The organism is Myxococcales bacterium (assembly GCA_022563535.1).
Classification (GTDB): domain Bacteria; phylum Myxococcota_A; class UBA9160; order UBA9160; family UBA4427; genus DUBZ01.
The window spans coordinates 1-23,270 of sequence record JADFNE010000045.1 but is presented as its reverse complement, the minus strand read 5'-3'; the positions used below and the strand labels follow the sequence as shown (position 1 = coordinate 23,270).

Annotated in this window: 26 protein-coding genes; 11 read left to right on the top strand and 15 right to left on the bottom strand. The window is 59.7% G+C overall.

All coding sequences use genetic code 11. From position 1 onward, the window contains the following. Positions 1-132: 132 nt before the first annotated feature. Together IH881_13950 and IH881_13945 are read left to right on the top strand one after the other, a co-directional pair. Positions 133-1,293 (top strand): hypothetical protein, encoded by a 1,161-nt coding sequence (locus tag IH881_13950; GenBank protein ID MCH7868794.1) that lies wholly within the window; start codon positions 133-135, stop codon positions 1,291-1,293. A 99-nt stretch (positions 1,294-1,392) separates the two neighbouring features. Beyond that, the gene (locus tag IH881_13945; protein MCH7868793.1) at positions 1,393-1,719 is read left to right on the top strand and encodes a hypothetical protein; all 327 of its coding nucleotides are present in this window, start codon (positions 1,393-1,395) and stop codon (positions 1,717-1,719) included. Positions 1,720-1,760: 41 nt separating this feature from the next. Here IH881_13945 and IH881_13940 read toward each other — a convergent pair whose 3' ends face one another. Together IH881_13940 and IH881_13935 are read right to left on the bottom strand one after the other, a co-directional pair. Beyond that, on the bottom strand, positions 1,761-2,969 hold the full coding sequence (locus tag IH881_13940; GenBank protein MCH7868792.1) for a hypothetical protein: 1,209 nt from the start codon (positions 2,967-2,969) through the stop codon (positions 1,761-1,763). 82 nt (positions 2,970-3,051) lie between these two features. Further along, a complete protein-coding gene (locus IH881_13935) occupies positions 3,052-4,032 on the bottom strand; it encodes a hypothetical protein (protein ID MCH7868791.1) in 981 nt (326 codons plus the stop codon). 125 nt (positions 4,033-4,157) lie between these two features. Here IH881_13935 and IH881_13930 point away from each other — a divergent pair, with 125 nt between their 5' ends. Continuing rightward, positions 4,158-5,177 (top strand): isopenicillin N synthase family oxygenase, encoded by a 1,020-nt coding sequence (locus IH881_13930; protein ID MCH7868790.1) that lies wholly within the window; start codon positions 4,158-4,160, stop codon positions 5,175-5,177. A gap of 76 nt (positions 5,178-5,253) precedes the next feature. Here the strand turns inward: IH881_13930 and IH881_13925 are convergent, their stop codons facing one another. Genes IH881_13925 through IH881_13915 form a run of 3 tightly spaced genes read right to left on the bottom strand, consistent with a single transcriptional unit; the run spans position 5,254 to position 7,492 of the window. After that, positions 5,254-6,678, bottom strand: coding sequence for a HAMP domain-containing protein (locus IH881_13925; GenBank protein ID MCH7868789.1), 1,425 nt, complete (start codon positions 6,676-6,678; stop codon positions 5,254-5,256). Beyond that, complete coding sequence (locus IH881_13920; protein ID MCH7868788.1) at positions 6,675-7,259, bottom strand: YfiR family protein; 585 nt, start codon at positions 7,257-7,259, stop codon at positions 6,675-6,677. Before IH881_13920 ends, IH881_13925 begins: the two co-directional genes overlap by 4 nt. Continuing rightward, a complete protein-coding gene (locus IH881_13915) occupies positions 7,256-7,492 on the bottom strand; it encodes a hypothetical protein (GenBank protein MCH7868787.1) in 237 nt (78 codons plus the stop codon). The genes IH881_13920 and IH881_13915 overlap by 4 nt, the downstream gene beginning before the upstream one ends. 306 nt (positions 7,493-7,798) lie before the next feature. Between IH881_13915 and IH881_13910 the strand changes: the two genes are divergently transcribed. The 6 genes from IH881_13910 (at position 7,799) to IH881_13885 (ending at position 12,919) form a co-directional block, all read left to right on the top strand. After that, positions 7,799-7,930 carry a class I SAM-dependent methyltransferase gene (locus IH881_13910; protein ID MCH7868786.1) on the top strand — a complete coding sequence of 44 codons (132 nt, stop codon included), beginning with the start codon at positions 7,799-7,801 and terminating at the stop codon, positions 7,928-7,930. Between the two features lie 66 nt (positions 7,931-7,996). Further along, entirely contained in the window at positions 7,997-8,371 is a 375-nt protein-coding gene (locus tag IH881_13905) for a hypothetical protein (GenBank protein MCH7868785.1), read from the top strand. Positions 8,372-8,380: 9 nt separating this feature from the next. Continuing rightward, positions 8,381-9,004, top strand: coding sequence for a hypothetical protein (locus IH881_13900; protein ID MCH7868784.1), 624 nt, complete (start codon positions 8,381-8,383; stop codon positions 9,002-9,004). A 163-nt stretch (positions 9,005-9,167) separates the two neighbouring features. Continuing rightward, a complete protein-coding gene (locus IH881_13895; protein MCH7868783.1) occupies positions 9,168-10,088 on the top strand; it encodes a DmsE family decaheme c-type cytochrome in 921 nt (306 codons plus the stop codon). Continuing rightward, the gene (locus IH881_13890; GenBank protein ID MCH7868782.1) at positions 10,085-12,496 is read left to right on the top strand and encodes an MtrB/PioB family decaheme-associated outer membrane protein; all 2,412 of its coding nucleotides are present in this window, start codon (positions 10,085-10,087) and stop codon (positions 12,494-12,496) included. The genes IH881_13895 and IH881_13890 overlap by 4 nt, the downstream gene beginning before the upstream one ends. A 54-nt stretch (positions 12,497-12,550) precedes the next feature. Next, positions 12,551-12,919, top strand: coding sequence for a VOC family protein (locus tag IH881_13885; GenBank protein MCH7868781.1), 369 nt, complete (start codon positions 12,551-12,553; stop codon positions 12,917-12,919). A gap of 11 nt (positions 12,920-12,930) precedes the next feature. On the opposite strand, the gene IH881_13880 is transcribed toward IH881_13885, so the two are convergent. The 4 genes from IH881_13880 to IH881_13865 all read right to left on the bottom strand — a co-directional run bounded on the left by IH881_13880 (position 12,931) and on the right by IH881_13865 (position 16,797). Next, positions 12,931-13,326, bottom strand: a complete 396-nt coding sequence (locus IH881_13880) for a GFA family protein (protein ID MCH7868780.1) — start codon at positions 13,324-13,326, stop codon at positions 12,931-12,933. Positions 13,327-13,423: 97 nt separating this feature from the next. Beyond that, the gene (locus IH881_13875) at positions 13,424-14,818 is read right to left on the bottom strand and encodes a hypothetical protein (protein MCH7868779.1); all 1,395 of its coding nucleotides are present in this window, start codon (positions 14,816-14,818) and stop codon (positions 13,424-13,426) included. Positions 14,819-15,071: 253 nt separating this feature from the next. Beyond that, on the bottom strand, positions 15,072-15,905 hold the full coding sequence (locus tag IH881_13870) for a hypothetical protein (protein ID MCH7868778.1): 834 nt from the start codon (positions 15,903-15,905) through the stop codon (positions 15,072-15,074). A gap of 337 nt (positions 15,906-16,242) precedes the next feature. Next, on the bottom strand, positions 16,243-16,797 hold the full coding sequence (locus IH881_13865) for a TetR/AcrR family transcriptional regulator (protein ID MCH7868777.1): 555 nt from the start codon (positions 16,795-16,797) through the stop codon (positions 16,243-16,245). 160 nt (positions 16,798-16,957) lie between these two features. Between IH881_13865 and IH881_13860 the strand changes: the two genes are divergently transcribed. Together IH881_13860 and IH881_13855 are read left to right on the top strand one after the other, a co-directional pair. Further along, positions 16,958-18,103, top strand: coding sequence for an aromatic ring-hydroxylating dioxygenase subunit alpha (locus IH881_13860; GenBank protein ID MCH7868776.1), 1,146 nt, complete (start codon positions 16,958-16,960; stop codon positions 18,101-18,103). A 188-nt stretch (positions 18,104-18,291) separates the two neighbouring features. Then, the gene (locus tag IH881_13855; GenBank protein MCH7868775.1) at positions 18,292-18,792 is read left to right on the top strand and encodes a hypothetical protein; all 501 of its coding nucleotides are present in this window, start codon (positions 18,292-18,294) and stop codon (positions 18,790-18,792) included. A 7-nt stretch (positions 18,793-18,799) separates the two neighbouring features. Here the strand turns inward: IH881_13855 and IH881_13850 are convergent, their stop codons facing one another. The 6 genes from IH881_13850 to IH881_13825 all read right to left on the bottom strand — a co-directional run. Continuing rightward, positions 18,800-19,168 (bottom strand): nuclear transport factor 2 family protein, encoded by a 369-nt coding sequence (locus IH881_13850; protein ID MCH7868774.1) that lies wholly within the window; start codon positions 19,166-19,168, stop codon positions 18,800-18,802. 47 nt (positions 19,169-19,215) lie between these two features. Continuing rightward, positions 19,216-20,499 (bottom strand): MFS transporter, encoded by a 1,284-nt coding sequence (locus IH881_13845; GenBank protein MCH7868773.1) that lies wholly within the window; start codon positions 20,497-20,499, stop codon positions 19,216-19,218. Positions 20,500-20,556: 57 nt separating this feature from the next. Next, the gene (locus tag IH881_13840; protein ID MCH7868772.1) at positions 20,557-21,234 is read right to left on the bottom strand and encodes a hypothetical protein; all 678 of its coding nucleotides are present in this window, start codon (positions 21,232-21,234) and stop codon (positions 20,557-20,559) included. A 1-nt stretch (position 21,235) separates the two neighbouring features. After that, complete coding sequence (locus tag IH881_13835; protein ID MCH7868771.1) at positions 21,236-22,147, bottom strand: cytochrome c; 912 nt, start codon at positions 22,145-22,147, stop codon at positions 21,236-21,238. A gap of 22 nt (positions 22,148-22,169) precedes the next feature. After that, positions 22,170-22,688 (bottom strand): GTP cyclohydrolase I, encoded by a 519-nt coding sequence (locus IH881_13830; GenBank protein ID MCH7868770.1) that lies wholly within the window; start codon positions 22,686-22,688, stop codon positions 22,170-22,172. 131 nt (positions 22,689-22,819) lie between these two features. Next, a partial coding sequence (locus IH881_13825) for a hypothetical protein (protein MCH7868769.1) occupies positions 22,820-23,270 on the bottom strand: 451 nt, incomplete at its 5' end.

Sequence of the window (23,270 nt, the reverse complement as noted above, 5' to 3'; positions counted from 1 at the left end):
ACATTATTTATTGATACTTTTCCAGGATGGCAGATAGGGCACGGAATTTGCTGTACCGAGGGTAGCTTCAAGAGCTAGAGCCCGACTTCACGGTGCATCTACAAGTTCGATTCAGAAGGAGATTTCATGTTAATGCTCAAGCGTGTGGCGTTTGCTGCGATGATGCTCGGTATTTTGTGTGCCGGGAGCGCTCAAGCGAGAAACTATTCACTGATCGGTGGTGGTGCTCAGCTCCACGTCGGCCAAGGGCTGGCTCTACCGATTCAAGCTGCCGTTGCGCAGACTGGTGCCGCTTTTCCCCCGCTGCTGATTACGGCACAACCCGTCAATGTCGTGGGAACCACTGCGATGGCCTTTCAGCAGAAAGTCACCGTGCCGGCTGCTGCCATGAAGAGGGTGGCTACCCAGCAAACGGTCGGCGTGTTTGCTTCGAACCCCGCAGTTTATGCTGTGGGGACGAACCTCAACTACACCTGGCCCACGGCGGCGGCCGTATTCTCGACGGGTGCCCGTACCGGCGCCACGACGACAACGTTCACTGCTCTTACGAGCCAGAGCATCACTTACTCGAACTCGCTCAACAGCAAGTTCGGTGGCCCCGCGCAGTTCGCGCTGAGCCCCAACGCGGTCACGAGCGGCCTATCTCCGCTCGCCGCAGTGACGATCTACGCGGCCGTTGGCGTTCCCCCGCCGTGTACCCACACGGTTTATGATCCGGGAATGACGGCGCCTTTCCCGTCCGCAGGTTGTGTAGCGGCGATCCTGTACGCGCTGCCGACCGGTGTCGGGGGCCCCGGCCGCGCGGCTACCCTAGCCAGCGTGCTGACCCCCGGTGGAACGCCCGCGGCAGTAGCAATAGGCGCCTTGATTCCCGGAGCGGGCCCTGCCCTATTGAATGCTGCAGGCACCCCGGCTGTCTTCAACTTTGGACCGGCTCTGACGCCGGAGGGTGGCTTCAATGCCGCTCCCCTCAACGCGGCAACTAGCAAGGGCTTCCCGTGGACCACGGGCAAGATCATCATCAAAGCTCCGGGCGCCCTTGGCGGACCGGAGACCTTCACCCTTACCGGTGGGAACACGTTCACCGGGGGTGGTCAACGAACCATCCAGATGGTCTCGGGCGCACTTAGCATACGGTCGTTCACCGGTCAGAACGCCAACCGCGGCTGGGTTCGGTTGATTCTCCTTCCGGTTGGATCCGGTTCGGCCATGGGCCCGATCGGCATCGCCATGGCAGCGACCCTGATGGGCTACCTGCTGTACCGCCGCCAGGGTGCCAGAACTGCAGCCTGAGAGATTGAGAGACTGAGAAACAGTCTCGACTCTCTACAAACGAATGGGGACGAATCGACGTAAGTCGGTTCGTCCCTTTCTCGTTATGATTCCCGAGTCATGAAGTTTGGATCCGCTTTTCTCTGTCTCGTCCTCTGCCTCTGCAGCCAGCTGATCAGCTGCGCCAACGGTCCAGCGACGCTCCACCGTCAACTCGTGCCCGTCTGGCGGGAGTACACTGCGCTGCCAGGAAAACGCGCTCTGGCGATCGCCGGAGTCCCCGGCCGAGGACCCTGGGTGACGGCTGCCTCGGGAGGACATGAAGCAGTGCGCAACGCCAAGGTCAGTGCGCTCGAGGTCTGTGCCGAGCGCCGCCAGGTTCGCCGCATGCAAGCGGAATGCGTGCTCTATGCCATTGGCGACAGGATTGTCTGGCGGGGACGCTGAATCCGATGAGTCTCCTCAACGGGCTTGCTCGCAGCTCCCTCTCACTCCGCCGGCGCAACCCGCGCCTTGGCCTCGTCCGAAAGCGATGAGGCGTCCAGCCAAGCCATCGCCGCGTCCCGATCCAAGTTGAGCCAGCTTTTCACGACCGCGACCAGCGCGTACTCGCGATCCCCGTCGCGCTCGATCTGCTCCGCCCATTGAATCGCTTCCGTGGGCATGTCGAGAGCCAGCTGTCTGACGTAGACAGGAAGGGCGGGCTTCAGCCAATCCGCGACTTTGCCGCCAGTGCCTTGCGCTGCCATCCAGTCCATGGCCTCACGTCGTTCTAACTTCACCCAGGACGAATAAGTCGTGCGCACGGCGAGGTTGGTCTCGTGACTGGGAGGCGCGGTACTGATCCAGACGAGCGCACTGGCACCGTCATCGAGCAGGCGGGCGGCGATCAAGCGCCGCAGGTCTTTCCCATAGGGCCCATCACAATGCGCAGCACACCAGGCCATGCCCGCGTTGCGGTCATAGGTCGTGACGACTTGCGCCGTCTGGCGAAAGATGCTGCGCTTGTACGACTCGTCGTCTTCCGAGACCGCTCGGGCCCAGCTCATGACGGACTCGCTTCCCTCGGCTTGCATCCGCGCACGAAGATATGCCTTGATCGAACGCTGACGAAGCACCCCAGCGCTCTGATTGGCGATGAAGACGGCCAGCTCCGGTGGATCGCCGGCGGAGTACCAACCGCGCACCAGCGCGAGCGAGATCACGTTGCCAACATCCGGACGGCTCAGCCATGCTTCTCCGGCCGCCACTGCAGCAACCGGGTCGAGCTTCGCCCACATCGTCAGAGCCGCGATAAAGAGGGGAATCCGGTAGGCGACCGGCCCGTCATCGATCGTCCAATGGGTCGCACTGACCGGATCGTGCATGGCCCAGAAGTGGATCAGCAACTCCGTGTCCGACGCCAGGAGGTCCAGCCTCCCATCGCTGAAGAGCGATTTAACGACGCTGACGTTCTCGGCGCCGAGGGTGGGCAAGAATTCGCCAAGCAATCGGGCGCGGGAGTAGGGATCCGCATCCTGGAGAATGCGGACGAGCGATTCTCGCACGACACGGTTGGCCTCCGATTCCACGATCTCGGGCACCGGCGGCAGGACGACGATCGGTTTGCTTTCGGTAGGCTCCGGAGCAGACTGCTCGTCACAAGCCCCCAATCCGATTGCAACCAGACCAAGCCCCAGACCCATCAATACGCTCATTTTATTCTTCATAGTGACGGACATTAACGAAGCTCTGGTCGCGTTCAAGCTGTCCGCACATGTGATGGCGCCCCTCGGAGGATCAGTTTTGAGATGGCTGTGCGGTGCCTCGCTTGCGACTCTCGAGCAACTTCTTGCGATTCTCGAGCAGCGCGCGCGCCGCAGGGTTCCCCTCATTGGCCAGCACTCTGATCCTGGCCAGCGTGGGTACATCGCTTTGCAACCCGTAACTGAGCGCCATACGGAAGAAGCGCGCCGCCCTTTCGTAGTGGCCCGAGGCAGATTCGAGCTCGCCACGCTGTACTAGGTGAGTATCGAGGTTTAAATTCCACGGCTCGAGCGCGACGTAGTCCGCCCGCTTTGCCGTTACGCCTCGGTCTGGTGCGAGGTGCTGTCCGCGGGCGCCCACCGCGACGAAAGTGAGGATGACTCCGGCCAGGACAAGTCTTCGTCGCAGGGTGCTGCGCGCTTTGACTTGCCCGTTCGATGTCTCTGGTGGCAGTGTGTTCGAGCGGCGCCGGGTGATCCAGATGCACGCGACTACGGGGTAGGCGACGGGTAGCGTATCGCCGACGATCCTCAATGCGTTCTTGACCCACTCCATGCGCCACGGCTGCACGATGTTGAGCCCTTGTTCCTTCAGCACCATGCCGATTTCGAGCTCGGCGACCAACGCGAGCATCAAACAACATGCAACGAACGAGCAGGCCAGGGCAGCCGCTGCACTCCCCACGCGATTGCGGCTCTGGGGAAAACTCAGCGCAAACGCCGGAGGGAGCGTCACGATGAGCCAGATGGATACCATTTCGATCTGGATCGCTCCGGACAGAAACGGGCTCAATAACACGAACTGGCCGCCGATCCATTCGATCGCTGCGATGTAGGGATGCGGTGCAGTGACCAGCAGCAGGTCCCGTGCGCCACGCGCAACGCAGAGCGCCACCGCGTCTCGCGCCAGATACGCCGCGCCGCCAATCGCACACGCGGCGGCGAGGAAGCCAGCCAGCCAGCGGCTTCCAAAACGGGCGCGAAGGCTCTGAAGTGGGCTCGCCGCTAGCGTCAAAGCTCAAGCACCGTCAAATCCGATCGTGTTGCCCATGGGCCCTCCTTGCCCGATATTCGTACTCGCGAGATATTCGAGCGGGTCGAGCGCGCGCGCAAGGCCGCATCGCGCAAGGGATGAACGCCATGGAGAGCATTGCCTGTTCTTTGCATTCGAAACTTCCCATCGTATCGAGTTCGCTCGTCGAAGCTCCCACTGGTCCCCGCGAGCGTCAGTCCACCGTCGAGTGGATTCGCAGCGCACTGGCCGAGGTCGGCTGTTTCGTGTTGCGCATCGAAGGGGCGGGCCCCACGATCGACGCCGCAACCCGGCAGTGGCGGCAATTCTACGCACTGCCCGACTCGGCCAAACAGATTTGTCGGGCCGAACGCGATGAGGGCGGGGGCTGGATGCGGTTGCGGGACGAGCCGCTGTACATGAGCCACATGAATGCAAGCGAACTGGATGCGGGGCGCTGCAAGGAACAGTTTGGCTGTGAGGCCAACACTGACACCGACACCGGCCCCGACACCGACCAGGGCCCCGGCCTATGGCCGAGCGAAGATACGAGTCCCGGGTTTCGCCGCGACGTTTCTGCCTGCGCCGATCGACTGGGTCAATCCGCGCGGGGGTTGCTCGCCTGCTTCGAGACGGTGCTCGGGCAGGAACCGGGGTTTCTGCGTCATGAACCCGGCTATCTCAGTCTCAACTCCTATCCGGGCGCATCACCCAACACGCGAGGAATAGGCGAAGCGGAAAGGCGCGCCGAGATAGGCCTGGGCGAACATTCCGACGCTGTCGTCTTTACGATGCTTCGCCAGACCACCGCAGCACTGCAAGTCAAGGCAGGCGGAAACTGGTTGACCGTGCCTGTGCTCGACGACGGTTGTTTCCTCGTCATCCCAGGAGACTGGCTGGAACTCTTCAGCAACGGAGCCATACCGGCCACTCGTCACCGCGTGTTGGAACTAGCGAAGGATCGCGAGTCGGTGTTGTTCTTCCAAAACGTGGCGCCCATGCCTGTCGGTCCGCTAGCGCACTTCCTGCGCGGCGGCGAGAAGGCACGCTACCCCACAGTGAACAGCGACATCCCCTACGTCGACGGAGTCGCCGGCGTACCGCGTTGGCAGACTCATACGGGGGTAGAGCCGCCTTCAGCACGTTGAGCCGCGTCGGCGTTCGGTGGCCGAGACACGACGGGCAGGCGAATGCTGAAGCGAGTGCCGGAGCCCAGGGCGCTATCTACCTCGATGTCTCCCCCCCATGGTCGGTGATGATGCCGTACACCATGCTGAGCCCCAGCCTGGTTCCGTCTGCCGCTAGCCTTGTCGTAAAGAAGGGATCGAAAATTCTTGCAAGGTGGTCGGGCGCAATGCCGCATCCGTTGTCCCGAATCTCGATGCGCGCAAATTTGTCGTCGGCCTCCAATTGCACGTCCACGCCGCCTCCCTGGTCCCCGATCGCTTCTACGGCGTTTCGAAGCAGGTTGACGAGTGCCTGTTCCAACTGGATTGGACTGAGGTGGACGATCACTGGGTTGACTGGGCTTGTGAATCGGATGACGACGTGATGGTCGCGCGCGTAATCCTCGACGAGGTCGCAAGCCCTGCGGCAAACATCCACCAGATTTTTGGGCCACCGCTCCGTGTCATCGTTGCGTGAAAACTGGAGAACACTGCGCACGATCCGGCCGCAGCGAGCGGCCTGTTCTTCATTCCGATTCAGTGCATCTTTCCACACTGCCTTGAAATCGGCGTCGTTTTCACACAGCAGAGCGTGCTGGGCCGAGTTCAAGATTGCGCCGATGGGATTGTTGATCTGATGTGCGATTCCAGCGGCAAGTGTGCCCACGGAGGCCAGGCGTTCGGCTCGCCGCAGCCGCGTTTGCGATCCCGCGAGTTCTTTAGTGCGCCTTTCTACGAGTCGTTCAAGTTCGTCGCGATATTGGGCGAGAGCCAGATCGCGCTCTTCGATGTTCTGGAGCATCTCGTTGAAGGCATCCACCAGGACTCCGGTTTCATCGTCGAGGGACTTGCTGGCTCGAAGTGAGAAATCAGCTTCCCGCTGGACGCGACCGGCAATCTCGGCCAGCGAGCGGATCGGAAGCGAGATCGAGCGCTGAAGCCGCGAAGATAGAAGAACTGCAATCATGCAGGAAAGGACCGCGACGATGCCCGCAACAGCCTTGAAGCGGCTCGCCAGGCCATGCAACTCTGCGAGATCGGATCGGATCACAATGATGCCGAGAACACCGGAAGAATTGATGATGACACGGTGGACTTGGAGGTGCTCCCCGTCGGACGAGAGGTCGTCCTCACCCGTTGCTGCCTTTAGGAGGCCACTCGCGTCCGCCCCATCGCGGAGGTACTGGGCAAAAATGTTGCCATCCAGGCCGAGGATGACCGCCGAGACCACGGATTTTCGGGAGCGAAGGGAGTTCAGAATTTTGGTAGCGGCTTCTGGGTCACTGAAGGCGACAGGCGCGGAGCTATTCTGGGCCAACATGTCGGCCGTGATGCCCAGCTCCTGCACGAGATAGTCTCGCAGCGCGCGGGTCTCGAACGTAATCACGGCGACGGACGAGACGAGAACTGCGAATGAGGTGCTCGCCAGCACGAGCAGCGCGAGCCTGCGAGACAGAGAAAAACTGGCCGGCCGGAGATTCACGGACTCGTCCCCCGGCAGCGGTCGAAATCGGGGAACTTGGCGATGGCGAGTAGCTGCGACGAAATACTCAGCCCTGCGTCGGTGGCCGCCTGCTGACTGATCTCGAGGGCCAGACGCTTATTCTCGGAGACGAACCGAACCATTCCTCCTCTGCAGGTAAAGTCCTCGCGATCGGAGACAGTCAATACTCCCTTGAGTTTCTCGAATTGTCTCATCAGTCTCAGGCCGCCGGGTTCTTTCTTGCTCAAGTAGATCACATTGCAAGCTTTCGATGAACGCAGCGATGCGATTTCGATGATTCGGGCAATGCGATCGTGGATCGGACGGCCGTTGTAGTAGTCCAGCAGCGAGCCCATTGGGTTCTTGCCTAGAACACAGATCGTCAGAGTATCGAGGGACTCAGGGAGATGCTGCGGCGACCACTCGACATAGGAACCAAGGCGAAAGAGAAACGTCGCCTTGAGCTCCACGTCTAAGACATTTTTGGGGATGCGCGGCGATTCCGCTGCGCTCGACACGGCCAGTGTCAGCGCGAAACAAGAGACGAGTACTCGAAAGAGGGGAAAGGGCGAACGCATCATCGACGCTCTTCGGTTCGGTGAATGGTTTGCCCCAATTGCCAGCTTACGTCCAGGCCAATGCTGGGCGCGAGGTTTCGGTAACCGCCGAATCCGCCGAGGTAGTTTTGCTTGTTCAATTCGTCATCAAAAAGGCCAGACAGGTGATATCCGACGAGATTGACGGTGCAGTTCTGGATCGGCTTGTACTCTATGATGCCGAGATTCAGAAACACTTTTACTGCAAGTTGCAGCATGCTTCGCGAACGTCATCGCCACCAAGAGTCTCCTGATAGTTTGCGAAAGTGTAACTGTGTCACATGTTTCGATCTAGATCGGCATCCGTTCTCAGCATCGAACGGTCCAAATCAAGGGACAGGAAAGCGACTGTGCGCTCCCAGAGCAGGTGAACTGTTGCGATGTTGGGTCATTACTGTATCGGCTTTGCTTCCGAATCAGTGACCTGCCCCAGTTCGTTGTACTGTATCCCGCCAGCAAGATTCGGAGATTTGAGCGGTCTAATCTAAGAGACACTTCATGGGGTCGACCTTACGCCTCGCGCAATCGAGCATACCCAGCGTCAGCTCGCCCACGAAGACCTCGCATCCGATCTCCGAGTCGCAGATGCCGAGAGTCTCCCCTTCGACGACGACTCCTTCGATCGCGTCTATAGCTGGGGAGTTTTGCACCATTGACCCGATACCGAGCGGGCCTTCCTGGAGGTCTGGCGGGTACTGCGCCCGGGCGGCGTCGCGAAGATCATGATCTATCACTCACGCTCGGTCACGGGCTGCATGCTCTGGTTCCGCTACGCCCTGTTGGCAGGCAAGCCCTGGCGCAGCTTCTCCGAAATTTACGATCAGCACCTGGAGAGCCCCGGCACCAAGGCCTATACGGTCGAAGAAGCCCGCGAACTCTGCCGGAACTTCTCCAGCGTCGACATCAAGGTGCAGCTAAACCACGGAGAGCTCCTGATGGGAGAAGTGGGCCAGCGGCACAAGGGCTTGCTCCTCACGATCGCCAAGGCGATTTTGGCCACGGCCCCTGATCAAGCGCTTCTGCGCCAACCACGGGCTCTACCTGATGATCACTGCACGCAAGTGATCGCCCCGGATTTGGACAAATTGTCGGGATAATCGAGCTAGTTGACACTCGATCGCTGGTCACTGGAACAGAAAGCGAATATTAAATTTCCAATCGCCGTCGAAACCATCAGATCGGCGAAACCAATTGTCTCACCTGGACGTAATATCCACCAGAAGCGATTGAGTGTCAGGTTCCAGAACTTGGAACTTTACGCGATTGGACTGGTCTCGATGCTAGACAGAATCGGAGAGATCAAGCAGAGAACAAGAGAGGAAACGAAGATGAAGATGGATCTCGAGAGCAAGATTGGGAGACGCGCATTTCTGGTTCGAGTTGTGGAGGCGGGGAGTGGTACCGTGCTGGCTCCCGCGGTTTTCTCTGTTGTGGGCCTGGGCTTATCGGGGTGCGGGGGAGGTAATAGTTCTGGCGGCTCGGGGGGCGGGGCGCCCGGCGTCACGTTCACTGTGGATAGTGCGAGTGGCCACACCCATGATTTTTTTATCCCTCAGGCCACCCTCGACACGCCACCGGGGGCCGGATTCAGCGCAGCAACCAGTTTCAGCGGACATGTTCATACGGTCACACTCAGCCAGGCAGACCTGGTCAATATCGCGGCCAGCATGGCAGTCAACGGCACTACAACGTTCGACTCAGGTCATGATCACAACTACACGTTCTTTTGAGACGTCGTCCAAAGTTGAGCGCCCCCGGGGTCGACTCGTTTCCTGCCGCTGCGAGTGTTGTATCCGTAATCGGCCATGCGTCGTATAATTTGGAAGTTCAAGGCGAGCGTGCGGCGTGTCATCGTTCAATACAGGTCCACTTGATTCTCGAAGAGCCAACTCAATGTTGCGTGTCCTGGTCTCGATTCTGTTCCTCGTTATTTGCACCGGCTTGGCCCACGCCCAGGAGCCCGAATATCTCGGTCGCGCCGCTTGCGAGTCATGCCACCAGGTCGAGTCCGAGCATTGGGCCGACACCATTCACGCCGATGTCTTTCTGCGGAATCCGAGGACCGCTCTCGAACGGCGCGGTTGCGAGGCCTGTCACGGTCCCGGCAGTGAGCATCTCAAAGATACCAGCGACCGCTCCAAGATCGTGGCTTTCACGCGCGAGGGTGGTCGACCGTCGCGCGAGCTGAACGGGGTATGCCTGCAATGTCATGCGGGAGGACCGCGAATCCACTGGGCGGGCTCGGTCCACGAGTCCGAGAATCTTGCCTGCAGTGATTGCCACAATCCGATGAGCAATATCTCTACGACCGATCTGCTGCGGGAAGCGAGTGTCAAGCGGACCTGTTTCAGCTGCCATCCGGCTCAACGTGTCGAATTTCGCAAGCGTTCCCACATGCCTCTGTTCGAGGGCAAGATCGACTGCGACGATTGCCATCAGCCACACGGGTCTGCAACGGATCCGCTGCTGCGCGCCAACTCGACGTTCGAACTCTGTACGAATTGCCACACAGCCAAACGCGGCCCATTCATCTGGGAACACGCTCCGGTGACCGAAGGCTGTGTGAGCTGCCACCTCCCTCACGGTTCGAATCGCGATAGCCTGCTCGTGACTTCGCCACCCTTTCTGTGTCAGCAGTGTCATGCCCAGATCGGTCTTGCGAACCATCCAATCGAGCTGCTCACCGGAGAAAATCTCGCTTCGCCCACTGCGTTGCTGAATCGAGATCCCCGCATCATCGGCCGAGGCTGTGTCAACTGTCATGTCCAGATCCACGGGTCGAACCACCCGTCGGGTGCACGGTTTCACCGATGAGGGCCTCTCGATGGCTTCGTGGGCGTCTACCTGGGGCGGTGTTGGCTTCGCTTTGGATCTCGTCGCTTGGCGTCGTCGTGCTTCCCGCGCAACCAGCCGCCGGCGCCGATCAGCAAAGTAGTGTGCTCAGCGGAGAAGGTCTCGAGCCGTTGCTCGAGATCGACGAGCGCGGCCTCTCGACGCTGCGTTCCACCCGTCACCGGTCGCCCAGTGGAATCCTATATCCCTATCCCTTGAAACCTCCACCCTATTCGGGCGAAAGGTTCCTGCTGCGAGGCTTCGTCGAACTCGGCTATTTGGGAAACAGCGGGGAAACCGGCGAAGCAGATTTCCGCAAGTACGCCGATCTGTCCGATGGCTTTTGGTTGCGAAGATTCACGATCGAAGCACGCGAGCGCGATGCTGCGGGCTACTTCGAGATCGGCGGTGGCTCGCTGGGGCGCAGCGATCAGTTCTATCGGGTGGAGTTCGGCTATCACGGCCTGTTCCGGTTGCGGGGCGGGTTCGACTCTCTCGAGCATTTCGCGATGGACGACGCCCGGGTTCTTTACAGCGGGGTGGGGAGCGAGCTGCTCACCCTTCCGTCGTCCCTCGCCCCGGGTCTCAATACTGCGGCCGAGGTCGAGGCGGCCTTCAACACGATCGGGAACTCGCGTCTCTCTCAAACACGGCAACGCAATGAGGTCGAGTTTCGCTGGCGAATCCGGCCCGACCTGTCGCTGATTGCCGACTATCGACTCCGTCGCCGCGACGGAGAGAAACCCTTCGGCGGAACTCTGGGAATTACCTTTGGCTCCGAGATCAGGGGAAGCGTTGCCGAGACAATTGCTCCGGTCGAGTCCGACACCCATGAATGGTCCACGGCGCTTCAGTTTGCAACCGAGGAGGTGCAGGCCAATCTCCGCTATCGCGGCTCGGTTTACCTCAATCGCAACACCTCTCTGACCTGGGAGAATCCCTTCTACGCCTTTGGTCTCACGCCCGGTCCCCCGCTTGGGCGCGCCGCACTCGCGCCGGATAATGAGCTTCACCAGCTCAGCGGCGATTTCGGCTTCCGGCTTCCGTTCTCGGGCCGTTCCACGACGAGCGTTTCCTGGACCAGGATGCGCCAGAACCAGAGACTGCTGCCCGCCACGATCAACTCGACCCTGACGCTCTTCGACGTCCTCCCACGGACGAATGCCGACGCCCGGATCGACCATCTTCTGGTTCAGTCGAAGCTTCGAATGAAACCGGTTCGGGCGGTCACGCTCCAGCTGAAATTCCGCTTTTCTCTGCGAGACAACGACACGAAGTATCTCGCGTTGAACCCGTCGAATGGCAATTACGGCTACGTGGTCGAAGACCTGTACGAGACGAGGCGCGTCGGCGCCGCTCCCTACAACACGCGTCGCTACAGCCTCGGCGGCAAGGCCGACTGGCGCTTCGCGAGGCGTTCGAAAGCGGGTCTCGAACTCGAATACAAGGCAATTCATCGCGACAACCGGGCCCGACGAGAGGTGCGAGATCAGCAAGTGCGTGTCCACGTTTCGACCGGCCTGATTCCCCATACTCAACTGCGTGTCGCCTATTCGTTTTTGCGGCGAACTGGATCCAACTACGACAACACTCGAGATCGTCGCTATTATGAGCGCGCTCCGGGTGTCTCCAGCTTTTCAGGTCCGGAGTTCAGCTTGCGGGAATTCAGACAATTCGATATCGCCAGCAACGATCGCCACGAAGTCAATCTGCGCGTAAATTGGCTGCTCGGCGATCGCACCGATCTCTCTCTGGTGGCGCGCTATGACGTGCGCGACTTTTCATCGTCCTATGGCGTGACTGACATGCGGGTGGCTGAACTCACCGCGGACACGAGCTTTCAGCTTTCGCCTCGCTTCGTCGCTCACGGCTTTGCAAGCTTTGAATGGCGGAATCAACGCATGGCGACCATCAATTCTGCCTCGGCGCCGCTCACCGATCTCACTGCCGGGGGCGCGCTCTTTCCCTTGGCCAATCGTTGGACCTGGGACTCGGATTCTGTCGGGATCACGGTGGGTGCGGGGCTGACGGCCCGGCCGCATTCGAATCTCGAGCTACGACTTGACTACCGTTTCCAGCGCACTGACGAAATTGTCGATACCCAATTCGATCCAGCGGGGGGTGCGCTTCCAGTCAACGTGGTTGCAGCGGATGTGCGTGGTCGTTTTCCGACGCTGCGTCAACTGGATCACGTGGTGGATTCCTCGGCGACCTATCGCTGGAGCGACGCGATCAGCATCCGGGTCTTCTATCGCTTCCAGTACTCCACGGTTGACGACTTCCATCAGCAGGGAATTACTCCCGTCTTGAATCAGAATCTGTTTCTCGGGCACATCGACGATGGCTACGAGGTTCACATCATCGGAATTACGAGCCGCTTTCGTTACTAGACCGCTTCGCGCAGAAAACTAGACTCAATCCTCAATACATCTAGGAGAATCGACATGATTGGATATACCACGCTAGGCACCAATGACCCAGAGAAGGCCTGCGCCTTCTATGACGCGTTGCTGGGTTCCATCGGCGAGAAACGTATTTTCGAAGTCGATGGTTTTGTCGTGTGGGGTATTTCAATGAAACAGCCCGCTCTGGCAATTACACCGCCATACGACGGCAATGCCGCAACGGTAGGGAATGGTGTCATGGTTGCGATGAGCTTCGAAGACAGCGCCTCGGTCGATGCCTTCTACGCACGGGCGCTGGAACTGGGGGCGACTGATGAAGGGCCCCCGGGACAACGTGGAGAGGGTTTCTATGCTGGCTACTTCCGCGACCTGGACGGTAATAAACTGGCCGGGGTCGCGTTCGTCTAAGGATTCGATCGCTAACTCTCAGTCGGTTCTTCGCCCGGATGGCGTGGCAAGCCATCGTCCAGCTTGATCCAGGGCCGCATTTCCGCTGCCCAGATGTGGCAGGTCGGCTTGATGTCCTCGGGTCGGTCCATGCTCCCCGCCAGGAGGCTGAATTCATCTTCCGTTTCCCAGCACAAGAGACTGCTGCAGCGCGCACAAAACCCACGCTTGGCGGTCTCCGACGATTGGTAATAGGTAGGTTTCCCCTTCGTCCATTCGAACGCCTCTTTGGCAAACATCACCGCTGTCACGAAGGACGCGCCCGATATCCGTTGACACGTCAGGCAGTGACAGTGTCCCACCCACCAAGGTTCACCTGTCGCCCGATAACGAACATCACCACACAGACACCCACCGAGCCACTCCATTGCGCGTCCTCCAAATGTTCTTGTTGTCTTCCAGCAGGATTGCTCGCGATCAAGCTTAGGAGCGGTAGCGCTTGAGCACCATCAGGAGCGATAGGCCTCAGATCAGGCTTGCGGCCACTCCGGGTTCCGGAACGAATCGGATTTGCATGACCGCGATGCCGCCGGTTTCGTTCATTGAGGAGGAGGTGGCCCCCAGCCATTGCGTGATGACGGGGCTCACGAGCTGGACTGTCCCGACGCCCATTGCGGTGCGGTTATCGAAGCCCACGCGGCGTGCGAAGGTATCGTGCGGCCCGCGGCCGGTGGCTTGGACCGTCACGGTTCCGGTCGTCCACGGCCAGCGCTGCGCGACGAGGGTTCGCGTGTAACCAGACCCAAGCGCCGTATTTTGGTAGTTGAACGTCTTGATCGTGGTGAACGACTTCGTTGCGACCGAGCTGGCGTTAGGATGATACTTGTCCACAACATTCTTGTAGCCCGCCGCTCCGATGAGCTCGTATAACCACGTACCGTAGCCGAGCGCACAGACGCCCACGTAGAAGTAGCAAACCTTATTGGTGTAGCTTCCCAGGAGCTTCATGACACCGCCGAACGTGTTCGCTCCCCTCGTAACTCTGGCCGTTTGGACGGGGCCTCCGCCGATCTTTAGCGTGAACGTCGCCATGGTTCGGTCTGCTCCGCCAATGGTCGCGGCACCCGTAGAGAAGAAGCCCTGACCGGCTCCAAAACTACCCGCGTCGTTTCGCAGGTTGGCGTACGTGTAACTGTAGAGGTACGGGAAGACGCTTGGGAACGAACCTATCGTCGTCCGACGAAAGCCGTCCGTCGCCGGCACCGGGTTGGCCGCTGGGAAGTTGAAGGCGAACTTGCCGGGGATGGCAGGGGCTGTCGTCGTCGTCGCAGTTCCGCCGCCCTCAAGTGGGGCACCCTTCATGCCCCTTCCGCGGTTGGGGTCGCCCGGGCCCAGATACATGGTCGCCGGGGAGCCACCGACTGTGGTGTAGCCTTGGATCAAGGTGTGACGCGCCACGCCACCCGCGGTGAAGAACAGAGGGTTCCGATAAAGCGGCGGTGTTTTAGAACACACTAAGAGCGGTGCGCCTGGGCATGAACCGCCGAGGGGTGTGAGCGTCCCATACTTCGCGGGGCGGGGCATTTCTCCAGCCGTGAGCGGCCGGCAGCCGGGACCGCGGGGAGCCCACGCCGTACCGACTCCGGCCGTCGTGACCGGTGTCGATGAGATGTCGCAGAGCGGATTAAGAGAGTGACCCTGATTGCCCCACGGAACTGCGTAAACCTCGAAGTACCGCGAGTTGCCGGTTCCGATGTTTACATTGTCGTTGCCGAACGACTCCGCAATCCACGAGGCGTCGTACATCCTGTTGCCAGCAAGCGACTGGCTGCTCGCCGCAAGCAGAGTGAATAATAGAAGGAATACGAACGCGACCCGGTGACATACCTTGAGATTTCTACTGGTTCTACGGGTATGCATCTACAACGAACTCCAACTAGGCGATACAGCTCCAACGGTGCTTGTCACGTTTTCCCAAAAGAGAAGGAATCCCCCGAATCGATTCTTCCCTCTGGGGGTAAGAAAGTCAAGCAAGAAGTTGGATTGTGAATACGGTGCGGAGAATCGTGAATGCGGTGATTAATCCGGCCGCCAATCCCGCAGAGGGTGGGGGGAAGTTTGGGTCGTAACACCGCTGCAACGGACGATGTGCCGTTGCGGACTAAACACGAAGCTAGTCTTTCAAGCCTGTGAACGTCCCCGTTCCTAGCCGCATCGGATTGCAGAAGAAAGTGACGCACAATGTGTCGTCGAACCAGTCGCCCTCCACACCTCGCTCGATATGGAACGCCCCCCCACCATCCTCGACCCGGAGTGTGAAGAAGACGCCTCCCCAGGTTTTTGGGTTCTTGCTAGCGGGCCTGCCCACGTTGAATATGCCGATCGCCACCGGTTCCTGCGCCATCGTGAATGTTCCCACAGCATTGGTGAGATCGATCGGCGGATCTTTTGCAAGTGCAGCCGCGCGCGTTCTGTGCAGTGAGACAGAGTCCATCGTCTCAACTTCGACGTAGTAATCGGTCAGCAACGCAAGGCCGCCCACAAGATCACCGGAATCGAGAGTAACCTGAACGTGTTCCCCGTCGCTGAACGGATGACTCATCATCGTCACGATCTCCGTAGAGTTGTCAACGTCGGTCGTCGCATTAATTACTGACACGGAATTGCGGGAGGGCGGCCGCAGGTCGGATGAATTCCGGATATCTGACACCCCACCCGGCCCGCTCCTGAGAATGTACGGCTCGAGCGTGATCGTGAACTCACCCACTGCATCGGTGAGATCGACCGGCGGATCACTTGCAAGCGCAGACGCGCGAGTGAGATGCAGCGAAACAGAGTTCGCCGTCTCATCTTCGACATAGTAGTCGGTCCCCAACGAGAGACCTCCGGCAAGAACACCAGAATCGAGAGTCGCCTGAACGAGTTCCCCGTCGATGAACGGGTGCCCAATCATCATGATGATTTCCGTTGAGTCGTTAACGTCTGTCGTTGCATCGATCGCCGCCACCGACTTGACAATTAGACCCGTAACTGTCACCGACCCGTCGTCTCCAACGTTGATCGAAAACGTTCCGAAGTCGTCGTCTGCACCAGCCGACACGAACGTTCCACTCCAAGTGCCCGCGAACTCGTTGCTGTCGCTACTCCCGCTCTGACCGCATCCGGTGCAGGCCAAAATGGCTATGGCTGCTAAGAGAGTGATCGTCTGGCTGCTGAATCGCATGGTCAATTCGCTTTGCTTGCTGAGAGTCGCCTTCGGCAGCTGATCTACGGTGATGCTGCGTTCCCGAATGAGTTTAACAGAGAGACCGCCCCACTGTGGTGCAATAAAATCTCTGCCCAGGTTAGCCCGGCAGGGAATCGATCAGCACGCGACCGCTTTCGAGCGCATCTCGCGAGCGGCGTCCGGGAAGGTTATAGGCGCGGAAGATCTCGTTCATCTCTGCCAGGCACATCAGCCCGTATGCGACGCGCCGGCATTCCGTGGCTTTCGCCTTGGGGCAGGTCTTGCGGAGGTGGCCAGCGAGAATGTGCTGGTAGCGTGCGTACGCCTTCGCGAGTTGCGTGCGTATTGCCGGATCTCGCATCGCGGCGGCGTCGAGTTCGGTGAAGAGCATGTCGTCGCGCTTGGAGACTTCGCTGTAGGGGCCACTGAAGAGGTATTCGAGCAGTACTTCTGCGCCACCCTCCTGGCTCAATCTTTCGAGAGCCAGCGCCAGGGCGTCGTCGTATTCGTCGACCACATGGCGGACGAGCGCTTCGACGAGCCCGGCTCGAGAACCGAAGTGATGGGCGAGCAGAGGTTGGCTGACCCCCGCCTCGGCGGCCACCAGCCGCATGGAGCTCTTGTCGAGCCCGTGCTCGACGATGCAGCGCTTGAAGGCTGTTAGGATTTCCATCTGCCGCTCGGCCGAGAGATTCCGTCGTCCGTGTTCCGTCATTATATAAAACTTATCACTTGATCAATTACTGATCAAGTGATAAGTTTCCCCTTGTTCCTGCTTCTGCAGACGCGTACCCTCGGCGACCTGCCGGGAAATTCGAAAGGATCATTGGGTCATGGATCAGTTTTCCGAAATCAGGGCTAGTTACGAGGCCGGGCGCGCCCTGCCGGGCCTGGCCTACCGCGATCAAGATGTATACGAGGCCGAGGTTGCCGAGATGTTCCGAACGGGTTGGACCAGCATCACCTGCGGTCAGAACGTGCCCAACTCCGGCGATCTCTTTCCCATTCGTATCGCCGGGCAGTCCCTGTTCGTGGCCAGGGACGAAGAGGGTCGGGTGCGGGTCTTCTACAACCTGTGTCGACACCGGGGCGCGCGCCTGGTAGACGAACCCTGCCATGCCCGGGGCGGGCGAATCTCCTGTCCCTATCACGCCTGGGTCTATGGGGTCGATGGGCAGTTCAAGTCGGCGCCCCACCTTCATCGCGACGAAAAAAGGGGGCCGCTGACTCAGAAGGAAATGGACAGTCTGGGTCTGATTTCTATTCGGTCCGCTGTCTGGCGCGACATCGTGTTCGTCAATCTCTCCGGCGACGCCAAGCCTTTCGAAGATTTCATCCGACCTCTCGCGGAACGCATCACCCACTGGCCGGAGTCCGAGTTGCGACCACTCTGCACCGACGAGTACGAGATCCAGGCAAACTGGAAGCTCGCGGCCGAAAACTTCCTCGACGTCTACCACCTGCCCGTGGTGCACGCGCAGCTAGGCGTGGACTTCAATCCCGCGCTGTCGACCGAACACGTCGAGGTGTCGGACGACATCGTCGGCTTCGTGATGCATCAGGCTTATGGAGACGACTCGGGGCAGGAGGAATGGATGCTGCCGCGTTTCCCCGACCTGGGTGCAGATAGACAGAAACGCCTGGAGGGTTTCTCCATCTTCCCCAACACCCTGCTGATCGTCGAACCGGACTGTGCGCAGGTCATCGTGTTGCGCCCCCAGAGCGCCGAGGCCACGAGCGAAACCTTCGCGAACTACGTCGTGTCGGACGCCTCGCAGGCAGAATCGATGGCGACCGAGCGCGCGGAGCTGCGCCGCGATTCCATTAAGGTCAACGATCAGGACGCGATCCTGCTGGCAGGTCTGCAACAAACGCGAAGCATGGACGTCGGCGGCGACACACAGCCTTCCGAAGCGTGGGACGCCACCCCGCAAAGCTTTCAGCGCATCTGGGCTCGCAAGCTGCTCGCAGGTCGCTGACGACCCACCGCGAGCTTGCTCGCGGTCGCCCATGGTGGTCATACGCCAGTGATCTCGCTTGCAGCGTCAGTTGCGTAAGTCTTGCGCGCAAGGGAAGCCTTTCCACCTCAACCCTACACTCCAGAGTGCCGACAAGAAAGAAGGAAGAAGTAAAGAAAGAAGACTGAACCTTCCGGAGAAGACCAGGGATGAAGACGTTGCTCATGATCGCGGCGGTCGGCTTTATTGGGTATGGGCTCTGGGGCAAATTCGACCTTTCCGAGAATGGGGGCCTCGAGCCATTGCACGCCTCTTCGTACGTGGTCGTCTACGGCCGTGATACCTGTGGCATTACCCAGCGATTGCTTTTGGATCTCGACCGCTCGAATATTCCATACGAGTACAAGCGCGTGGACGATGCCCAGGTGTCCAATGAGCTTCATTCACGGATGGAGACAGCCGGTCTCAGCACGCGGCGCTACAACCTTCCCGTCGTCGACGTCAACGCCTCGCTCTCCATTCGTCCCAATGCCAACGCCGTTGCGGATCAATACCAGCAGTTTGCCAGCGCAAGCAAGACCCGCGAAGTGGATGAACGTCGCGCCGACCCTGGAGCAGTCGCGGCCACTCAGCATCTCGCGGATCCATTGGTCGAGTGCATGATCGACGGCAACCGGACCTTCATGCTGCGGTCTCAGTGCCCAAATTAGGTTAGAGCTAGGCAGGTCGAGGGGGCAGGGGGCCGAAGAAGCCTTCTACCCGCAGCACCAATCCCGCTTCGTCGACCTCGACGACATCGAACCCCGACAAGATCAACTCGTCGCCGCGATAGATCTCCCATGCATAACGGTGCAGGCGATGGTGAGAGTCTACCCCCGAAGCGCGGACACACCGCGCGTCCGGCAGCCGGCTGCGAAACCCGCGCACATTCTTTTCGAATTCATCGATCCCATGGGTCTCGATACTGGGGTCGATGAAGCGAACATCTGGTGAGAGCGCCTGGTCGAGGTGGCTGCGAACCTTGCCCAGGTCGTGTTCGTTCCAGGCCGCAAGCATGTGATCGAATGATCGGGGGTAGTCATCCATGAGAACTCCTGCATTCGAGTTATTGGGAATATACAGGGGCTAGCGATTCAGGGAACTCGCGCTTCGGCGAGTTCGGTCTTCAGGTACCGCGCACCCATGAAGAAATGGAACGCCGCCCAAATGTTGACGAAGCCGCTGAAGAACAAGGCATAGCGCATCGACTCGTTTGCGAAGCGATCGCTCAACAGATCGCTCAAGATTCCCACCATCTGGGGGCCGAGGCCCAGGCCGATGATGTTGATCACGAAGAGCAAAAATGCGGATGCCACCGTGCGCATGCGCAAGGGCACCAATGCGTGAACCATTGCGATGCTCGGACCGAGGTAGATCGTCCCCGCCATCGCGGGAACGATGAAGTACAGAAGCGACGCGGTACCGGTAGTGGAGAGATAGACGCCGAAGGTAAAGGGCATTGCGGCCAAGGTGACCCCAGCGGGCAACCACAGGTTCCAGCGCACGTTGCGCCTGGCGAGTTTGTCTGCGAAGTAGCCGCCGAGAAAAGTCCCCACCCCACCCCCGACCCCGAGGATCAGGGACAAATAGGTCCCGATGTCGCCGCTCGACATCTGGTACGAACGATCCAGGAACGAAGGGAGCCAGGCGACCGCGCCGTAGCCCACGAAGGCGGACAATGCGGCTCCAAACGAAATGTGACGCAGAGCTCGAACGCGCCAAAACATTTTTGCGGCAGTCGCAATGGATGGCGCCTCGGCCTGCGCTTCTTCCACGCGACCTTCGGAGGCCCCGCGAACGGGTTCCTTCAGGCTGAAGCGCACGATCACCGCGAGGATCAGTCCGGGAGCACCGACCACCATGAATGCTGCGCGCCAACCGTAGAGTTCGTCGATCCAGCCTCCGACGAAAAAACCGATCATGATGCCAATGTTGACCCCCGTGGCGAAGATCCCCATGGCGGTTGCGCGTTCTTTCGGTGAGAAGAGATCGGAAAGGATCGAGTGCGACGGAGGACTCGCGCCCGCTTCGCCCACGCCCACGCCAATTCGCGCCACGGCAAGCAGCACAAAATTTGCAGCCAACCCACAGAGTGCCGTCATGATGCTGAACACCGTCAGCGCCAGGGTGATGATATTGCGCCGGTTCCCCCGGTCGGCCCACATGGCGATGGGAATGCCGAGGGTTGCGTAGAAGAGGGCGAACGAGATCCCAGAAAGAAAACCCAGGGCGGTGTCCGAGACGTCGAAGGCGGTTTTGATCGAGGGCAGCAGGATCGACAGGATCTGCCGATCGACGAAGTTGATCACGTAAACAACTGTGAGCAGGCCGAGCGCATACCAGCGATACGAATTGGGACGTGCGGCAGAGGATGACATCGCGCGAGTATAGGCCCTCCGCTGGCGGCTCATAATCTCCGCAGAGACGCCCGACGCCTAGTCGGGGTCTTGCGTCGCCGGCGCAAATTGTGCCATCACGAAGATCAGGCCCCCATAGTACAGCACGTTCGGAACCACCCGGAGCAGGTAGCCAATGTCGGCGCCAGTCGTCAAGATAATCAGGTCTGCGGTTGCCCAGAGGCTGTAGTACACGACCACAAAACGACTCACGCGGCGGACCCACCCAACATTGCGCACATTTTCGTGAAACCGCAGCAAACACAACGTCAACGCAACAAACGCAACCTCATAAACGAAGAACATGACTCGAGGTGTGTCGAGGGAACTGGGGAGCAGGTGCAGGACGAGTTGAGTCGAGAGTGGAACGATCAGCGTCACGCCCAACGCAAGGGCGGTTCGTCCGCGAGTCCACTCGATTCGCCCGCCGGATGTAGCCGAGACCGCGAACAACAGGAAGCGAAAGTCTCCGGCCAACACGAAGAACAGCGGAACCACGGTCGCGAGCGTTTCCGATAGAGTGCCAATGCCGTAGATCTGCCGACTGCTCAACCACGCATCGAGAAGTGAAAGCACGCCCAGTGCCATGCAGTACCGCCGCAAGCTCGTGTCCAGGCCACGACGCTTTGCGCAGAGTGCCATTGCGAGCACTGCGGAAAGCCATAGGAGAATGGGGTGTTGTAAGGGACTCTCGTAGAATGCTTCGAAGATTCCCATCTCAGGATTCATCTCGGGTGACTGCCTTTGGCGGGATCTTCTGTTGTGAGATCGCACTGAGATAAGCCAGGATGTCATCGATCACCTGGTCGCGGTCTACCAACTCTTTATTGAGGGCGGGCATTCGCGCTCCTGCGATCAAGCTGCTGGGGTCGTCGATCCATTGACGCAGCCATGTCGCCTCCCGATATTCGACGGGGTTCCGCGGTACATTCAGCTCCGGCCCAACGCTCCCACCCTCGCCATTGATCGCATGGCAGCGAGTGCAGTGGGCGCGAAACGAGGCAAACCCGGCTAGCACCTGGGTCGATGCCCCTGCCGCTGGTGTCATCTTGGGAAAACGATCCTGCGCGCGAATGAAATCGACGCCGATCAATTGATACGGCCAACCGTAGTCGCCCTGACGACGCAGTTCGGGATCATCGTAGTTGTCCCAGATCAGGTAGTAGGGCGAGAGATCAACGCGGCGACGCTCCCCGGATTCGAACTTGAGAATCGAAAACTCCGGAGCATCTGCGCGATCGAAGGCCAGCCACGCCTTGTAGTCGAGCAGGCGACGCACGGAAAAGACGGGCTGATACCCGTCCGCGCAGGTGAGGAGCACTTCGTCTTGCACGCGCCATTGTTCGCCGTAGATCCCGTCGAGAACCGCGTTGAACGGCAGCGCATAAAAATCGGCGGGTGCCTGTTCGTACGGCTCAAAGACGCGAACCTTGCTCGGCGAAACAATCTTTACGAGATCGTCGAACACCTTGGTGGATTGAACCTCTCCCCGCAGCAAAAAACGCAGGGTGCCGGACACATCGCTTCGACTCCGTGTCAGAGCGTTTCCGGCTCCGATCTCAGCGCCTGGAAGCAGACCGGGGAACAGAGCCACGGAAACACACACGAGTAGTGTGGCCAACCCCAGCATTGGGACAGCTCGCATATGCGAGTCAAGCGTTGTCGGCCAACGTACCAAGCGCGAACTCCGTGTGCGTAATTGAAGACGGGCTCGATGGGCCGCGGCTGCACATGCAAAGATGCTGTCCACGAGCCTTTACGCGGACTCCGCGTACATGCCCGTGCTCCATCATGGCGTGGGCAATGTCGCGCACGAGGTCTTCCTGAATCTGAAAGCGACGCGCGTAGGCGTCGACGAGTCTCGGCAGTTTCCCGAGGCCGAGAATGCGGTCGCCCGGCTCGTACGCCAAATCGACCTGACCAAAAAACGGCAAAAAGTGATGGGCGCAGATCGAGTGAAAGCCGATGTCTCGGACTTCCACAAAACCCGGCTTCTCTCCCGGTTTGAGCATTCGTGTCGTCTTGAGGATCGTACCGGGGTCAATCCGGTACCCGGCGAGCAAATCCTTGTATGCGCGCGCGATACGATCGTCAGCGCCGTCTTCATCAAACCAAGCTAGCGCGCGGTGGTCGTCTATCACCTGTGCCTTCAGCCAATCGACCAGTTTCATTCGAACTCCCGAGTAAGCAGCCACGTAGGTGCCTGGGTGCAGCGATAAAAGGTGCGGAGATGCTTTGAGATCCTGTCTAATCTAACCGACGCACCCAGCAACGGATGCAGTCGGAGATCATAGAACGATGATCAACGATGTACCTCGATATCCTTGCGCGGCTCGATGCCCGAAAGTGCGGTGATACACCTTTCGAGTCCACGCCAAAATTGAATCGCATCCAGGGGTCGGTTGAGCCAGCCGGTCGAAATACAATAGCCGTGCATGTGGGGAGCGCGATGGTGCTGGGCGTGCTCGACCCGAGACAAAATGATTCCCGCGCTCTGAAGACGCCGGACGATTGCGGGTGGACGAGCCGCGTGAGCCCAGCAATGGAGCTGATTGGTGACGGCACTGATCCCGACCAGGGACAGGAAGAGTGCCACGAAGAACACCTGGGCCCGAGGGCCACCCAGAGCCGTGCGCGATGGGAAGCTGCTTGCGGATAACAGGCTAAATCCGATCAGTGCAAGCAATCCGGCGGTGGACGCTTGTCCGTTCACCTCGATCCAGTCGTGGTCGAGCATCGCCGCAGGGTCACGG

Coding starts and splice junctions, on each gene's coding strand:
- IH881_13835 (MCH7868771.1), bottom strand. CDS start 22,147: ATGCTGGGGTTGGCCACACTACTCGTGTGTGTTTCCGTGGCTCTGTTC.
- IH881_13875 (MCH7868779.1), bottom strand. CDS start 14,818: ATGCATACCCGTAGAACCAGTAGAAATCTCAAGGTATGTCACCGGGTC.
- IH881_13855 (MCH7868775.1), top strand. CDS start 18,292: ATGAAGACGTTGCTCATGATCGCGGCGGTCGGCTTTATTGGGTATGGG.
- IH881_13850 (MCH7868774.1), bottom strand. CDS start 19,168: ATGGATGACTACCCCCGATCATTCGATCACATGCTTGCGGCCTGGAAC.
- IH881_13840 (MCH7868772.1), bottom strand. CDS start 21,234: ATGGGAATCTTCGAAGCATTCTACGAGAGTCCCTTACAACACCCCATT.
- IH881_13830 (MCH7868770.1), bottom strand. CDS start 22,688: ATGAAACTGGTCGATTGGCTGAAGGCACAGGTGATAGACGACCACCGC.
- IH881_13945 (MCH7868793.1), top strand. CDS start 1,393: ATGAAGTTTGGATCCGCTTTTCTCTGTCTCGTCCTCTGCCTCTGCAGC.
- IH881_13940 (MCH7868792.1), bottom strand. CDS start 2,969: ATGAGCGTATTGATGGGTCTGGGGCTTGGTCTGGTTGCAATCGGATTG.
- IH881_13845 (MCH7868773.1), bottom strand. CDS start 20,499: ATGTCATCCTCTGCCGCACGTCCCAATTCGTATCGCTGGTATGCGCTC.
- IH881_13920 (MCH7868788.1), bottom strand. CDS start 7,259: ATGATGCGTTCGCCCTTTCCCCTCTTTCGAGTACTCGTCTCTTGTTTC.
- IH881_13880 (MCH7868780.1), bottom strand. CDS start 13,326: ATGGAGTGGCTCGGTGGGTGTCTGTGTGGTGATGTTCGTTATCGGGCG.
- IH881_13895 (MCH7868783.1), top strand. CDS start 9,168: ATGTTGCGTGTCCTGGTCTCGATTCTGTTCCTCGTTATTTGCACCGGC.
- IH881_13905 (MCH7868785.1), top strand. CDS start 7,997: ATGATCTATCACTCACGCTCGGTCACGGGCTGCATGCTCTGGTTCCGC.
- IH881_13950 (MCH7868794.1), top strand. CDS start 133: ATGCTCAAGCGTGTGGCGTTTGCTGCGATGATGCTCGGTATTTTGTGT.
- IH881_13865 (MCH7868777.1), bottom strand. CDS start 16,797: ATGGAAATCCTAACAGCCTTCAAGCGCTGCATCGTCGAGCACGGGCTC.
- IH881_13860 (MCH7868776.1), top strand. CDS start 16,958: ATGGATCAGTTTTCCGAAATCAGGGCTAGTTACGAGGCCGGGCGCGCC.
- IH881_13915 (MCH7868787.1), bottom strand. CDS start 7,492: ATGCTGCAACTTGCAGTAAAAGTGTTTCTGAATCTCGGCATCATAGAG.
- IH881_13885 (MCH7868781.1), top strand. CDS start 12,551: ATGATTGGATATACCACGCTAGGCACCAATGACCCAGAGAAGGCCTGC.
- IH881_13890 (MCH7868782.1), top strand. CDS start 10,085: ATGAGGGCCTCTCGATGGCTTCGTGGGCGTCTACCTGGGGCGGTGTTG.
- IH881_13930 (MCH7868790.1), top strand. CDS start 4,158: ATGGAGAGCATTGCCTGTTCTTTGCATTCGAAACTTCCCATCGTATCG.